The sequence below is a fragment of the Candidatus Competibacteraceae bacterium genome, assembly GCA_016713505.1.
Lineage (GTDB): Bacteria > Pseudomonadota > Gammaproteobacteria > Competibacterales > Competibacteraceae > Competibacter_A.
In genome coordinates this window covers 418945-433496 of record JADJPA010000002.1, presented here as the reverse complement: position 1 = coordinate 433496, position 14552 = coordinate 418945, and the positions used below count along the sequence as shown (strand labels likewise).

At 61.8% G+C, this 14552-nt stretch carries 11 protein-coding genes; 4 read left to right on the top strand and 7 right to left on the bottom strand.

Annotated elements, in window-relative coordinates:
* Positions 1–51: 51 nt before the first annotated feature.
* Positions 52–654 (top strand): short chain dehydrogenase, encoded by a 603-nt coding sequence (locus IPK09_16950; GenBank protein ID MBK7985286.1) that lies wholly within the window; start codon positions 52–54, stop codon positions 652–654.
* 94 nt (positions 655–748) lie between these two features.
* Here IPK09_16950 and ovoA read toward each other — a convergent pair whose 3' ends face one another.
* Positions 749–3181, bottom strand: a complete 2433-nt coding sequence (gene ovoA, locus IPK09_16945) for a 5-histidylcysteine sulfoxide synthase (GenBank protein ID MBK7985285.1) — start codon at positions 3179–3181, stop codon at positions 749–751.
* A gap of 594 nt (positions 3182–3775) precedes the next feature.
* Between ovoA and IPK09_16940 the strand changes: the two genes are divergently transcribed.
* On the top strand, positions 3776–4012 hold the full coding sequence (locus IPK09_16940) for a hypothetical protein (protein ID MBK7985284.1): 237 nt from the start codon (positions 3776–3778) through the stop codon (positions 4010–4012).
* A complete protein-coding gene (locus tag IPK09_16935; GenBank protein ID MBK7985283.1) occupies positions 3981–4133 on the top strand; it encodes a hypothetical protein in 153 nt (50 codons plus the stop codon). Before IPK09_16940 ends, IPK09_16935 begins: the two co-directional genes overlap by 32 nt.
* Before the next feature lie 79 nt (positions 4134–4212).
* Here IPK09_16935 and IPK09_16930 read toward each other — a convergent pair whose 3' ends face one another.
* The 4 genes from IPK09_16930 to IPK09_16915 form a co-directional block, all read right to left on the bottom strand.
* The gene (locus IPK09_16930; protein ID MBK7985282.1) at positions 4213–4548 is read right to left on the bottom strand and encodes a YegP family protein; all 336 of its coding nucleotides are present in this window, start codon (positions 4546–4548) and stop codon (positions 4213–4215) included.
* 201 nt (positions 4549–4749) lie between these two features.
* Complete coding sequence (locus tag IPK09_16925; protein ID MBK7985281.1) at positions 4750–6537, bottom strand: response regulator; 1788 nt, start codon at positions 6535–6537, stop codon at positions 4750–4752.
* A gap of 41 nt (positions 6538–6578) precedes the next feature.
* Positions 6579–9941, bottom strand: a complete 3363-nt coding sequence (locus IPK09_16920; GenBank protein MBK7985280.1) for a PAS domain-containing protein — start codon at positions 9939–9941, stop codon at positions 6579–6581.
* Between the two features lie 324 nt (positions 9942–10265).
* A complete protein-coding gene (locus tag IPK09_16915; GenBank protein MBK7985279.1) occupies positions 10266–10727 on the bottom strand; it encodes a hypothetical protein in 462 nt (153 codons plus the stop codon).
* A 132-nt stretch (positions 10728–10859) separates the two neighbouring features.
* Here IPK09_16915 and IPK09_16910 point away from each other — a divergent pair, with 132 nt between their 5' ends.
* Complete coding sequence (locus tag IPK09_16910) at positions 10860–12500, top strand: NAD-binding protein (GenBank protein MBK7985278.1); 1641 nt, start codon at positions 10860–10862, stop codon at positions 12498–12500.
* 40 nt (positions 12501–12540) lie between these two features.
* On the opposite strand, the gene IPK09_16905 is transcribed toward IPK09_16910, so the two are convergent.
* Both IPK09_16905 and IPK09_16900 read right to left on the bottom strand, forming a co-directional pair.
* Positions 12541–13083, bottom strand: coding sequence for a DUF3455 domain-containing protein (locus IPK09_16905; GenBank protein ID MBK7985277.1), 543 nt, complete (start codon positions 13081–13083; stop codon positions 12541–12543).
* Positions 13084–13176: 93 nt separating this feature from the next.
* A complete protein-coding gene (locus IPK09_16900) occupies positions 13177–14325 on the bottom strand; it encodes a TIGR03118 family protein (protein MBK7985276.1) in 1149 nt (382 codons plus the stop codon).
* Between the last annotated feature and the right edge of the window lie 227 nt (positions 14326–14552).

Below are 14552 nucleotides of genomic sequence, written 5' to 3'. Positions count from 1 at the left end.
GGGCTGGTCACTAAGCCCTGCCATCAACCACCCGCACCCAGGAGAATCCTCATGCGCATCCTCGTCATCGGCGCCACCGGCACGATCGGCCGGGCGGTAGTCGGCGCCCTTTCCGGCCGCCACGACATCGTTCCCGTCAGCCACGGCAGCACGCCCCTCACAGTCGATCTGGCCCAACCGGATTCGATTCGAGCGATGTTCGAAGCCGCCGGATCGGTGGATGCCGTGATCAGCGCCGCCGGTCTGGCTCGCTTCGGGCCGCTCGCCGGTCTGAGCGACGACGACTTCGAATTCAGCCTGGCGAACAAGCTGATGGGGCAGGTCAATCTGGTGAGAACCGGCTTTTTTCAGATTCGGGATGGCGGCTCGTTCACGCTGACCAGCGGGGTGCTGGCGCGCTCGCCGATGCCCGGCAGCGCCGCCATCAGTCTGGTCAACGCCGGGCTGGAAGGCTTTGTCCGCGCCGCCGCGCTGGAAGCGCCGCGCGGGATTCGCGTCAACGCGGTCAGCCCACCGTGGGTGACCGAGACGCTACAAGCCATGCACATGGACATTCGCGGCGGTCAGCCGGCCGCCACGGTCGCGCGGCTCTATGTTCAAAGCGTCGAAGGCGATGGCAGCGGCGCGGTGCTGGAACTTCCCGCCACCGCCTGAACTCCTTGTAGCGAGCGGGATGTCCGGCGCTGGCTGCCCGCCTGATCCCGCTGGCGGGCAGCGTCCGGCCGGGGCGAACGCGGACAGCGTATCCTCAGCCAGGCGGTGTCCCGCGCCGCCATAAGGTTGCGTGGCTTACGATGTATTGATATTTGCGGGCGTGCTCGCGGATGAGCAGCGGCACGTCGGCCTCGCGCAACAACTCGAAACCTTCCCCCCGCAACAACTCGCTGACCGCCTCGGCGCCGCCGACCGGTTCTCCAGCCCGCTCGCAGCCGCCCAGCCACGCTTCTCGTGGGGTAAACCGCTCCAGCCAACTATAGGGCGAAAAGATCGCCAACAAACCGCCCGGCTTGACCAGTCCGCGCGGCCCGCCGAGCCGCCCCAACAACGCCTTGGGGCTGGGCAACCGGCACAGCAGGTTGCCCAGCAAGACGGCATCGAACCCCACCAGTTCCGCCGGCAACGAACCGGCGTCGGCCTGCCGGAAGTTGACCCGACCGCGGTCGATGGCCGGATCGACCATCGCATTCAGCATCGCGCCCAGCTCGCCTTCATCCTTGCGGAAATAACGCAGTTCGCCATCGCGGCGCAACGCCTCGGCGGCGTCGATGAAAGCCCGGCTGAGATCGACGCCCAACACCTTCCGATAGCCGCGCGCCAGTTCGAAACTGGCCCGGCCCACCGCGCAACCGACATCCAGCGCCTGGTCGGTCGGAATTCCGTAATCGCGGGCGGCGTCGAGCAGCCAGCGGGCGCAGCGCGGCGGAAATTCTGCCGCGTCGCGCGGACCGAACGCATACGGCATCTGCTCCTCGGCCACGCCGTAGTGCAGCAACAAATACTCGTTGAGAATTTGTGGGTCTTCGTAGACCCGTCCCGACGTTCCGGCTCCATCCAGTCGCACCGCGCCGCCATCGCCGTCGCCGCGCGCCAGCCGGAAACCGGCGTGCTGGAAAAAATGCGGGCGGAAGTGGAAGCGCGCCCAGATACTCGCCTCAGCGCCGGTGGACACCCAGGAACCGCCCAGAATCATCTGATGCTGGCCGTCGTAACAGGGCGTGCTGAAATCGTCGTAATAAGGATGCACTCTGCCGCCGGGCAAGGGGTTGAAATGATCCTCCTGCCATTGCCAGACGTTGCCGAACACCTCATGAAAGCCGGCTTCGGTCGGTTGACCCGCATCGACCGGACTGGAAGAGCCGTGCGCAAGATTGAGATTCCAGCCGCACTCCCGCGCCAGCGCGTTGCCAGCGAAGCGCATCACCGGATCGCTCGCGACGCTTGCGGCAACCGCCGCGCGTTGGGTAGCGCCGCGCAGCGCCTGATGCTCCGCTTCGCTGGTCAAACGATAAGAGCCTCCTTCCCGCTCGGCGCACCAGGCACAGTAAGCCTTGGCTTCGTGGTAATTGACCTCGACCGGCCAATCCCACGGCATCTCGATGGTCTCGAACAGCGCGCGCAGTTTGTAGCGATGCAGGCCGGCCGGGCCGTCCAGCACCCAAAAGGTCGGCCCTTTCAGGTTGCGGAACGAACGCCACGCCCAGCCGGTTTCCGACCAGTAACGCGGCTCGCGATAACCGCCGGCCGCCACAAACGCATGGAACTCACCGTTGCTGATCGGGTAGCGGCTGGCCTGAAACGCGGGTATGGCCGTTTCGCGCCGGCCGTATTCGTTGTCCCAACCGTAGGAAGGCCAGTCCAACGGTTTGCCCAACCTCACCGCTTGTCCCGGCACCTCGATCAATTCGTTAGCGGGATAATCGCGCCCGACCCGCGGCGGGAAAGCCGCCGGCCGCGCGGCGCTCGGATGCGGCTTCGGCCACTCGGCGGGACGTTGCACCAAAGCGAGCGGCAGTTCGTGGATCAGCACCGAGGAGGTTTCCAGATGAATCCGCTCGTGTTCGAAACCCATGAACAGCGCCCACAGCGGATGCTGCTGGGTGATGGGCGCATGACCGACCGCCAAATCGGGATGCGTTTCGATGACCTCCCGCACCGTGCGATACACCTGCTGGCGGTAGGCGTGGACTTCCTGAATGCTGGGCCAGAGCATTTCGTTCTTGGACATGTCGTCCCAGCGCATCTCATCCACCCCGGTTTCGAACAACTGCTCGAAATAGGGATGCAACGGCTGGTCGATCAGACCGGCCACCCGCAGCTTGTTGACGTACAGCGCCGGAGGATGGCCGTAATAAAAGATCATCGGATGGCGCAAATGATGGTAAGGCGGCCGGAAAAAAGCGTCCTCGCTTCGCAGGCCGGAGAACAGGGTCTCGGTCAGGGTCCAGGTATTGTTGAAATAGTCCAAGACCTGCTGGCGGGCGCAGGTCGCCAAATCTGGCAGCGGCAACGAGGTCAGCGTGCCGTCCGCCCGCGCGCCGGGACACCCTTGCGGCGACAGCCCCGTCCACCACCAAGCGGGACGGGGACCGGTCAGCTCGGCGGTCAGTTCGTGGCGCAGGTTTCGCCGCCAGGGTTCGGCTACACCGTGTGGCGTTGCAGTCTCCGCAAGAGCTAAAGTCATGATCGCACCTGTCAAGCCGCTGAAAAGGGAACGAGCTTACCAAGCCAGGTAGCCGCTATGGCGGTAAAGCCGACGTTTAGAAAACCTTTCAAGAGTCAGGTTCCGCCGTGCCGCATTGAAACGCTGCCAGCCATCTCGACACACCGGACTCGATCCCTCAACTGCAACAGCCGCCTTGATGGCGCTACCCCCTCTCAAAACAATCGGGCAACGCTTCCAACCAAACCAGAATTTACATCCCGTAGTTATAAGGTGAGATCGCTATCCTGTCACCATACAGTCTACGCCCTTAAAAAGGACTGAATCAGTCCTCATTAAAAGGCATCATTGTCCCAAAGCTGGTCTAATCTTTGACCCGCTTCCGTCGGAGCGCCGCCGATTGGCTCATCGTGACGCTGGCCGGCATGGCGATCTTGCGGTTGGTGGAAGCAGCGAAAACTCGCTGGCGCAGGCTGGGCCGGAGGGCCTAAACGCTACTATCCTGGTGAAACGCCTTAAACCCGACCAGGTAGCGCCTCGCCACCCTTCAACCCGACATCCGCATAGCAGCGGGCAAGGAGCGCGCTTGTGGCTTTTCGGTTCGAAAGCGATAGCATGGGTGCGATTCAGGCGCCCGCCGACCGGTACTGGGGCGCGCAAACCCAGCGTTCTCTCCAGAACTTCAAAATTGGCGGCCATCGGTTTCCAGCGGCGGTCACCCGCGCTTTCGGCTTGGTCAAGAAAGCGGCGGCGCTGACCAATCGCGAACTCGCCACGCTGGGCCTGACCGGCCAGGAGGTTTTCACGATCGAGGGGGTGGATGCCTTGCTGGCGGCTGGGCCTAGCGGATGATCGGGAGGTCACCGTGCAGGCGACAACCGAACAGGGTCCGCTGAAAACCTTCACCGCTGTAGCCCGTATCGACACTCCCCAGGAGGCTCGTTATTACCAGCACGGTGGCATCTTGCCGTAGGTGCTGCGCCAGATGGGGTGAAGTTCGCGGAAGCCCCGGCTGTTGGTCGGAGCGTCCGCCATTTGACTTGATTGCAACATCAGGCGGTTAAATCTTTGATTTCAGTGCTTGAACCGTTTTGCTTGACCGAAGCGATCCCCCCGTCCCGCGAGCGCTGTTCGGCATACATCTGGCTCGTGCCGATGACCTGGTGATTGGCGGCGTTGAGCACAAAATAGAATTTGCCGTTGCTGGCCTCTTTTTTGGTGTAACGCTCGTCTGAGGCCGAATTTTTCTGGACCGACTCTATCCCGTTTTGCGCCGAGCTTTTAGCCTTATATAGCTCGCTAGAGAGAATAATTTCACCGTTACCCGCTTTTAAAACAAAGCGAAATTGCCCGTCTTTACTTTTACTCAACTCAAACCATCCGGCCATTTTAGTGCTCCTGTTTTGCTTTTAAAAACTCAGTCCGCTTCAGTAAAACTGCTATGCTTTAAACGCTTGGCCATGCGGCTGCCGGCCAGCGCGCCCACCGATCAAAAGGTTTATTTTTGGTTGAGCAGCGTTATTTTTCAAGCGCTTCTCGCTTTCACCCCCGCGTGAGGGTGGGACCTGCTTCCTACGGCGATCCGCCCGTCACGCCCGACCGTCTTGAGACACCGCCAGCTCTTCCCGTGGTATCTGAGTACCCAACGCACCGCGCAGGCATTGGGTGAGCGCATTCAGGGTATAAGGCTTTTGCAGGAAACCAGACAACCGCTTGCCCGCGAAACGCGGCGCGATTTCACTTTCGGTATAGCCGCTCGACATCACCACGCAGACGTTCGGGTCCATCCGGCGCAGCTCGCGGAAGGTCTCCTCGCCGTCCAGGTCGGGCATGGTCAAATCCAGCAACACCAGCGCGATATCGTCCGGTCGTGCCCGGTAAATTTCCAACGCTTCACGGCCGTCCGAGGCCGCCAGCACCTCAAACCCGACGCGCTCCAGCATTCGGGTTCCCATGATCCGCACCGACTCCTCATCATCCACCAACAGAATGGTACCCGCGCCTTTCCAAGCGCCTGTTCTTACGCCCAAGGTGCGATTCACCAGCGCTTTTTCCTCCAGCACGGCCGGGAACAAGACCTTGAAGGCCGTGCCTCGGCTCGGTTCGCTGTAAACCTTGAGCGCGCCTTTGTGGCCGCGCACGATGCCCAGCACCGCCGACAAACCCAAGCCGCGCCCGGTAAATTTGGTGGTGAAAAACGGCTCGAAGATGCGCCGCTGGATTTCCTGATCCATGCCGCAGCCGGTGTCGGACACCTCCAGCCACACATACGAACCCTCGGCCAGACTCTCATCCAGAAACGCTTCAGTCAGATAGTCGCGCGAGCACTCCATGGCGCCGGTCGAAATCGTAATGGCGCCGCTGTGTTCGCCGAGCGCTTCCGAGGCGTTGATCACCAGATTCATGATGACCTGACGGATTTGACTGGGGTCGCCGCGCAGCGGGGGCAAGCCGTCTTTCAGATTCAGGTTGAAGATCGCTTTCTTGCTGATCGAGGCCTTGAGCAGGGAAACCATTTCGCCGATCAGCTCGCGCATCCGGATGTTTTCGATGACGCATTGGCCCTTGCCCGAATAGGCCAGCATCTGCCGGCACAGCTCGGCGGCGCGCAGGGACGTTTCCTCGATCGCCAGCAGGCTGTCGCGAGCGGTGGTGATCGGTGGCAGTTCGTCTAGGGCCATGCTGGCGTTGCCCAGGATGACCGTCAGCAAGTTGTTGAAATCGTGCGCGATGCCGCCGGCCAACACCCCCAGGCTTTCCAATTTCTGGGTCTGCTGCATCTGGCGCTCCAATTGCAAGCGTTTTTCCTCCGCCCATTTCCGGGCGGTAATGTCGGTGACCGCCAAAAACAGCAGGGGAATGCTGTTCGACTGCTGGCGCCCCAGGGCGGTCGTGATGATGGTGCCTTCCATGTGCGCGTAAAACGCCGGGCCTTGCGCCCGCAAGATCAGCGCTTCCAGGCTTTTTCCCGCCGGATTGCTGAAAAACGCGCGATAGCGCGCCAGAAACACCCCCCGATCGTCACCCTCCATACACTCCGAGAACGGAGTTCCGATCAAGCGCTCCCGCGTGGCGTTCACCATCCGGCTGAAGGTTTCGTTGACCTCATGAATCAGGCCGACATCGTTCAATACCAGATAGCCGATCGGGGCTTGATGGAACAACAGAGAAAACTGATTGCGGGATTGTTCCAGTTCGCTCAGGACGCGGCGCAACTCTTCGTTTTGAATCTCCAGCTCGATCTGATGGACCTGGAGTTCGTGAATCAGCTTGCTGGGCTCAGCGGAAAATTCCAGCGCGTCCGCGCCGCGCCGCGCCGCGCTGGCTTCGGCTTTCTCCCGAAGGCTTTTTGCTTGATCCTGCTCGTTTTGCATCATATAGCACCCTGATTCCACTCAAGACATGATCCCGTTCGATCTTACCGAAGGCCATCGTTCTCCTCTGGCTCGGCCCGGCTAAGCTCGTGAGCCACCACGACGCGGGTCGGTCCTTCGCCGGGCAGCCGGATCACCCGTCCTACGAAGGAACGTTGTTCCCGCGCCAGATGGCAAGGATAACCGTACACGAACCGCTGGCAATCTCCGCGCAGCACGGCGCGAATGCCCGCGGCAAAAGCGGTGGCGTCGCTGGCGTCGCTGGCGCCGCCGCCCTGGACCCGATCGCACACCTCCAAATAATTGACGCCCTCGGCCACCTGCTCCAGCGCGCCACCGTTTTTCAGGGCAAATTTTCGCCACGCCCGATTGACCGTGAGAATCGTACCCGTTTCGTCGAGGATGGCGATGTGCGCGGTCAGCGCATCGAGCGCGGCGTGGGCCACGCGCTCCGACTCGCGCAGCTTGGCGAGTGCGCTCTCGCGATCCGACAAATCCAGCACGGCAAAGATCACCCCGTCGTCGGAATTTTCGGGATCGAGCACCGAACCGCTGATCAGTACCGGCATAATCATTCCATCCCGACGCCGCCAGCGCGTCTCCACCGTTCCGGTGCCTTGCTCTTGAATGCGTCCGTAAAAATCCTTGCCGGCGGATTCGAACGCCTCATCCGATAGGTATAGCACGCGCGTGCTCTGGCCGATCAGTTCTTCGCTGTCATACCCCAACATTTGACACAGCTGCTGGTTGGCTTCCAGAAACACGCGCTTGACGATCCGCCCGACCCCGACCGGCACGGCGCGATACAAGCTGGTCAGCCGCGTCTCCCGCTCCGACAATGCTTCCCGCGCTATCTTGAGCAAGCTGATGTCGGTAAAGGTCAGCACCACGCCGGAAACCATTTCCGCGCTGACATAATAAGGCAGGACCCGCATTAAAAACCAAGCGCCGTCCTCGGTGTGGACTTCGCGCTTCTGCTCGCCGTCGCCGCGCATCACCGTCCGAGCGAGTTCGTAAGGCTCCACGTCCGTTAGGGTGTGGAGCAGGTGGCTCACCGGACGCCCCACGTCGCCGTCCAGTATCTTGAAGATCTGTTTGATGCCCGGCGTGAACCGACGGATGATCATGTTTTCATCAAGAAACAGCGTCGCGATCCGGGTGCTGGTGATCAGATTGTCCAAATCATTATTTAATTCAATCAATTCAACGATTTTACTTTGATGCTCGGCGTTGACGGTGTGCAGTTCCTCGTTGACCGATTGCAGTTCCTCGTTGGTGCTTTGCAGTTCCTCGTTGGTGCTTTGCAGTTCCTCGTTGCTGGCCAGAAGCTCTTCATTGGTGGCTTGCAGCTCTTCGTTGGCTGTTTCCAGTTCCTCGATGGTGGCTTGCAGGTTTTCCCGCGAAAACTGGAGCTCTTGCTCCAAGTCGCGGATGCGCTGCTCGGCTCCGCGGTCCAGGTCGTAAACCGACGTCCCGACCGAGGCCGGCTCGGGCGGTTGCGCGACGCCCGCCTCGATAAGCACCACCGCCAGTACTTCCTGGCCCCGTTTGCCCGGCAACAGCCGGATGCGGATTTGCACGGTCCGCGTTCCATCGTGCTGTTTCACTCGGATGCCGCTGTATTTTAGTTCGTCGCCGACACTGAAAACCCGTTGCAAGCCGGTGGCCAGCGGGGTGGCCAAATCCCGCGCCACAATCTTGGTCACATCGTTTAGCATCTTGCCGGGCTGGAGCCGAAAGTAACCCTCCGGGTCGCCCAGGATGTACAGCGCCTCCCGCTGTTCGTTCACCACCACGGCCAGCGGCACATAGTCGTCGGCCAAGGCTTGCAAGAGGCGGTCCAGCAGGCGTTCCTCCTGGGGGTCGCGCGGCGGGGGACTGTTCGAAAAGCGCGGGCGGCCGTACTTCAGGCGCGGTTCGGAAAGCGTGGTAAATTCCAAGCTGTTCCCGGTCGGATTACGCTTGCCTTTGGATGCGTAGATTTTGAACTTCTGATGCAGCGTCTCGAAGGCGTCGCTCAAATCGCCCGGCGTTTCGCTGCTGCCCAGCAGCAACAGCCCCTGCGGGTTGAGCGAGAAGTTCATCAACTCCATGGCCTTGCGCTGCAAGATCGGCTGCAAGTAAATCAGCAAATTGCGGCAACTGACCAGTTCGATCTTGGTGAAGGGCGGATCCTTGATCAGATTGTGCTGGGCGAAAACCACCATTTCGCGCAAGGACCGATCCACCTGATAATGATGGTCTTGCCGGCGGTGAAAATATTTGCTCAGATAGCCCGGCGGCAGGTCGGCGACGATGCTTTCGGGATAGACGCCGCTGCTGGCGCGCAGGATGGCGTCGTGGTCCAGATCGGTGGCGAAAATCTTGATGTCGGTCCGCTTGCCCAGACGCTCCAGCACCTCGCGCCCCAGTATGGCCAGGGTATAGGCCTCCTCGCCGGTGGAACAGCCGGCCACCCAAAATCGGACTTCCCTGGTTTCGACGCGTTCGAACAGCTGCGGCAGGTGCTTGTTCTCCAACTCATCGAAGACTTCACGATCGCGGAAAAAGCTGGTGACGCCGATCAGCAGCTCCCGATAGAGCACCATCACTTCACCGGCGTAACTCTCCATGAACCTCACGTAGTCGCGAAGATCGTGGATTTGGTTCATCGTCATGCGCCGTTCGATGCGCCGGATCATCGTGCTGGGCTTGTAGTGCGTGAAATCCACCCGCGTGCGTTCGCGCAACAGCGCGAAGATGCGCGCCAGGCCATCCTCATCGGACAGCAGGGCCGGCGGCTGATCGGACTTGGGAGCGTAGGGATTGTGAATGAAGGACAGCAGCCGCTCGGGCATGGTGTCGGGCGGCAAAATGAAATCGGCCAGCCCGGTCGAAACGGCGGCGCGGGGCATACCGTCGAAGCGGGCCGACTCCTCGTTTTGCACCAGCACGACCCCGCCCGCTTCCTTGATGGCCCGGATGCCGCGCACGCCGTCGCTGCCGGTGCCGGACAAGATGATGGCGATGGTCTTCTCGGCCTGATCTTGGGCCAGCGAGCGCAAGAACACGTCGATGGGCAGGTTGAGTCCGCGATTGGGGTCCGATTCGCTGAGCAGCAACTTGCCGCGCACGATCGACAGAATCTTCTTGGGCGGGATGAGATAAACCGAATCGGCCTCGACCCGCATTCCTTCCTCGGCCCGCCGCACCGGCATGGTGGTGCGCTTGGAGAGCAGTTCGACCATCATGCTCTTGTAGTCGGGCGAGAGATGCTGGATGACGATGAAGGCCATGCCGCTGTCGGCGGTCATTTGCGAAAAAAAGGATTCCAGCGCTTCCAGACCGCCGGCCGAAGCCCCGATGCCTACGTAGTAAGCCGGGCTAGAAGGCTTGCTAGGGCCTTGCGAGTGATCGTCGTCTGGCATTGGGGAAACTCCACGGCGTAGCGGATCGCGCTGTGAATGGCCACGCTGGCGTCGGTCGCGCCGAGGGCCGTGCGATGGCCAATTTGCTTGACAAGCATGGCGCGCATCTTACCCTGAAACCGCCAAAAGGCTTACCGTCTCAGTTGGATTGGACGAAAGGAAATGGTCAGCGCCGGCGCGGCGGTCAGGATGCGGCGAGCGCTGGGAGGAGAAAACTCGCAGCGTCGCTCTTGCCGGCGACCGCCGGGCGCTCGCGACGGAGCGGGAGGGAAGGCACACGGCGGCCAAGCGGACCGCCGCGCAACGAGGGATTGTCGGCGTTCCTCAGCCGGCCATCAGTTCGGTGCGGCTGTCCGGCGAGCACCGGCGCGACCGACCGACTTTCAGCCGATCCCGATGCGTGTCCAACAGGCTCAGCGCATCATGGATGTAGTCGTGATCCGACAGATCGTCGGTGGCATAGCGGCGCAACAGGTCCAACCAGTGCTTGTGCACGGCGCATGGCTCGGTCGAGCTATCGTCCACCAGCGGACAATCGGTGCAGCGCGAACGGGACAGGGCCACGAACGCCGCGCGTTTCTGCCAGCGCTGGCGGTATTCGCGAGCGTGCATCTCGACCCACTCCATGGCGCGCGCCTGACGCTCCTCGGCTGAGTAGTGGCTGACGTACTCTTCGATGGCTTCTAGTTGCTTGAACAAAAATTCGGCATCCGACAAATTCAGGGAGCGATCACCTCCCGCGAATCGGACGAGCAACGCCAAGGTAGGATCATCTACGATGTACATGGCTGTTACGGTTATTGTTGACTAAATTAGATTGTAGCAGAATTTTGTGCGCTGCACAAAATCCATGATGAGTTCGAGAAGGGCCGCGGCGAACGCGCGTTTGCCGGCGGCCGATGCTTCGGAGGATTTGAGGTGCTTTACCGATTCCAGCGCTCGACCCGCCGCCTGCTCGCACTGCTCGCGTTGTTGCCAGCGGCGGTGCTGGTCCTGGGCAGTCTGTACATGCTCGGCATGCACTATTTGGAAGGCAACCCCCGGGGGTTCTGGGCCAGCCTTGAGTGGGCCTCCGAGACCCTGACCACCACCGGCTATGGGGCCGATGCCCGTTGGAGCCACCCGCTGATGACGTTGTTCGTCATGCTGACGCAGTTCATCGGGATGTTTCTGGTGTTCATGATCTTTCCGATTTATGTGCTGCCCTATTTTGAGGAGCGGTTCGAGGCGCGCTTGCCGCGCGTGCTGCCGCCGATGGCTGGGCGGACGCTGTTTTATCGCTACGGCCCGGCGATTGATTCCCTGCTGGAGGAATGCCAGCGGATCGGTTCCGCCTTCGTGATCTTCGAGGAAGACATGGCGTTGGCCCGCAATCTGCGCGAGCGTGATTATCCGGTCGTCTACGGCAGTCTGGATGAAGACCCGGAGGCGCTGGCGGGAGTGGAACAAGCACAAGCGGTGGTAACCAACGCCGACGATCACGCCAACGCCACTTGCATTTTGGTGGTGCGCGAGCGGGGCTTTGAGGGGCCGGTCTACGCGCTGGCCGACAATCCGCTCTATCGGCCGCCGATGCTGAAAGTGGGCGCCTCAGCGGTGTTCACCCCGACCCACGTACTCGGCGCGGCGCTGGCGGCTCGCGCCAGCACCCGTATCAACCCGCCGGCCGAAGGCTTGCATCTGTTGGGCGCACAGGTCGATTTGGCGGAGTTCCGCGTGCGGGCGGACAGCCCGCTGGCCGGGCAGTTGCTCGGCGACTTACACCTGCGCGAACGCCACGGCGTGACCGTGATCGGGCAATGGCACAGTGGTCGTTTCACCACGGTCAAGGGGCCGCACACGCGCATCGAACCGGGCGCGATTCTGGTTGCGGTCGGCACCCAGGCCCATCTGGTTCAGGTCGAGCGTCTGGCCGCGCCGATCCGCCGCACCGGTCCCATCGTGGTGGCCGGTTACGGCACGGTCGGCGGCAAGGTGGTGGAAATGCTGCGCGACGCCCGCGAAACCACGACCGTCATCGACGGACAGCTCGCGCCCGGTGTCGATGTGGTCGGCAACGTGCTCGAACACACCACGCTGGAACAAGCCAACGTGCGCGCGGCGAGCGCGGTGGTGCTGGCCCTGAGCAACGATAGCGAAGGGGTGTTCGCCACGGCGGTGGTCCGTGACTACGCCCCGGAGGTGCCGCTGATCGTGCGCGTCAACCGGGCGCCGAACGTTCCCCGCCTCTATCAGGCGGGTGCGGATTTTGCGCTGTCGGTCGGTCAGGTGGCCGGCGAAATCCTGGCTTACCATCTGCTCGGCGAACAAGCAGTGGCGGTCGAGCAACGGCTTAAGTTCATGCGGTTGGGCGCGGGTTTGCTGGCGGGCCTGCACCCGTGGCGAGCGCAGGTGCGCGAGCGCACCGGCGCGGCCGTGATCGCAGTGGAGCGGGGCCAGGATGTCTTTGTCAAATTCGACGATGAATTCCGGGTGCGCGCCGATGACGTACTGTTCGTTTGCGGCACGCTGGGCGGTTTGGACAAGTACGCCCGCGAGTTCAAAGCGACGCCGATCTGAACTCCTCTGCTTCGAACGACGGCGGCCGCCATGACGCCCTTCAAGAAACCACGCGATAAAAGTAGTAGGTGGCTGTGTAGGGCACTCGCACGAGCTGCTTCACATTGTTTGAAGAACAAAGTCGGGTGGGAGCGACACCGCCCGTGGTGCGGACCCGCTGAATGCTTTGGGTGCGACTGAGCTCGCCCGCGCCCGAGGTCGATTTGGCCTTTAAGAGCAGCCAGGGGATGGCGGACGGGTCTGGACCGGGATCGCGCGACGAAACCTCAGCCACTACGGCGCTGCCGTCGGCGGATTCCCAAGTCGGCCCGGCATAGTGTTTGCCGATGGAGCGACCCGTGCGATCCGTCAGCGTGGCCTCCGGCGCTTTAAAGGTCCATGCAAAACCGGACGGTTCGTCAGATTTGGCCGCGCACTCATAAATTTGCACTCCGGTCGCCAGCGCTTCCAGGAAGACCGATTGGCCCTGGGGAACACGAAGCGCCGCCGGTATGTCCGGCGGGATGAAGGGGTTCGACGTGCAGCCGGCCACCAGTAGGCTGAGCGCCACACGAAGACTGCCGCCGCCGCACGGCGGCCTCATCATTGAAGCCCTAGACCCAAGTCGGTACTGTGAAAGTCTCATCGTATTGATTTCCTTGAAACCACGGACTAGTTGAGGCCGGCAAGAAAGCGGCTAGCGATGGTTGCCCGGATCATCGTTTCCGGCACCGTTACCGGAATCATCAGCGCCACCGCCGCCGGTATGGTTGCCGGAATCATCGTTGCCGTTGCCGCCACCCGTTGGAGAGCCATCGTTGCCGTTGTTGGTGGCAACCACGTCGATCCGACCGTAGAGACCGTGAGCTTCGCCGTCGGGACCGGCGGTGAAAAACAAGGTGTTGGTCGGTTGGTTCGAGACGCCGTTGCCGAAACTCAAGCCCCAGAGTCCATCAATTCGCACGGGTTGACGGTCGGCCCGCTGGAGTTGGCCCCGAAACTTACCGCTAGCGAGATCGTAGGCATTGATGGCGCCGTCCCCGAAATTGCCGACCAGCAAGCGATTGCCGAACTGGCCGAAGCTGGCGGGAGCAACGGCTAGGCCCCAGGGTGCGTTGAGGTTACCGCGCGAGGCGAAGCGACGGACGAGGCGACCGTCGGCGTCGAAGACGTCGACAAAACCGAGGCCGCGACCCGCCACGTCGTCTTCTCGGTTTTGGTCCTGCTGGGCGTAGGTGACGTAAAGATCGCCGTTGAGATTTTGGATGCCGAAAGGAGCAAAGCCGGGGGGGATGGTGGGGTCACTGAAAGAACCGGCGGGTGTGACAGGCTTGAAATCCTTGTCGAATACATCGATTTTATTGTTATGAAAATCCGTGGCGTAGAGGAAATGTCCCGCACCGTTCGCGGCCAGGGCGAGACCCTTGTAAATCGCGCCGGCGGCGGAATTGTCGCGGACGGTGACGGCGGCCGTGGGCGGTGGAGAGGAAGGCGCGGGCGCCCAAGCCGCCAGGGTGCCGCTCTCAGTCGCGAAAATGAACCGGCTAGGGTTGCCGCCGGCGACGAAGTCGTTGGAGCCGTTGAAGACGATGCCGGTCGGATTGCCATCCGGGACGGTGACGACCAAGGTCGAAGGCGTTCCCGCGCCGTCGTAGAGCGTGGACGTTCCGGTGCCGGCGTTGGCCACCCAAACCAGAGCGTTGGGGTTGAAAGCGATGCCCCAGGCGTTGACCAGCTTGGGATCGGTGTTGGCCGAGCCGGGCTGATCGGCAACTAAATTCCTTGGCTCGTAAGCGCTGTTGCTCGCGTGCGCGGGTAACACCATGACTGAAGTTAAGACCAGCATCGAGGCAGTGAACGTTCTGGCAAACACGGTAATTCTCCATCGGTCGGTTGAAAGAGCGCCATCACCGTAGGTAGAGCCGCCAGCGGCTTCTTGGTAAGAAAGCGGCTGAATTCTCGGAAGAACCCGTTGGGAGTGGCCGGGGGACTTCGCCGGAGCCCGAGCTTTCGCTCGGCTCTCATAGGCGTTAACACCCGACGGTGCGCATTTATTCCCGCGCGGTGAATTTA

Bases quoted from the DNA above. Each gene is read 5' to 3' on its own strand.
- IPK09_16950 (MBK7985286.1), top strand. From the start codon at position 52: ATGCGCATCCTCGTCATCGGCGCCACCGGCACGATCGGCCGGGCGGTA.
- ovoA (MBK7985285.1), bottom strand. From the start codon at position 3,181: ATGACTTTAGCTCTTGCGGAGACTGCAACGCCACACGGTGTAGCCGAA.
- IPK09_16940 (MBK7985284.1), top strand. From the start codon at position 3,776: ATGGGTGCGATTCAGGCGCCCGCCGACCGGTACTGGGGCGCGCAAACC.
- IPK09_16935 (MBK7985283.1), top strand. From the start codon at position 3,981: ATGCCTTGCTGGCGGCTGGGCCTAGCGGATGATCGGGAGGTCACCGTG.
- IPK09_16930 (MBK7985282.1), bottom strand. From the start codon at position 4,548: ATGGCCGGATGGTTTGAGTTGAGTAAAAGTAAAGACGGGCAATTTCGC.
- IPK09_16925 (MBK7985281.1), bottom strand. From the start codon at position 6,537: ATGATGCAAAACGAGCAGGATCAAGCAAAAAGCCTTCGGGAGAAAGCC.
- IPK09_16920 (MBK7985280.1), bottom strand. From the start codon at position 9,941: ATGCCAGACGACGATCACTCGCAAGGCCCTAGCAAGCCTTCTAGCCCG.
- IPK09_16915 (MBK7985279.1), bottom strand. From the start codon at position 10,727: ATGTACATCGTAGATGATCCTACCTTGGCGTTGCTCGTCCGATTCGCG.
- IPK09_16905 (MBK7985277.1), bottom strand. From the start codon at position 13,083: ATGAGGCCGCCGTGCGGCGGCGGCAGTCTTCGTGTGGCGCTCAGCCTA.
- IPK09_16900 (MBK7985276.1), bottom strand. From the start codon at position 14,325: ATGCTGGTCTTAACTTCAGTCATGGTGTTACCCGCGCACGCGAGCAAC.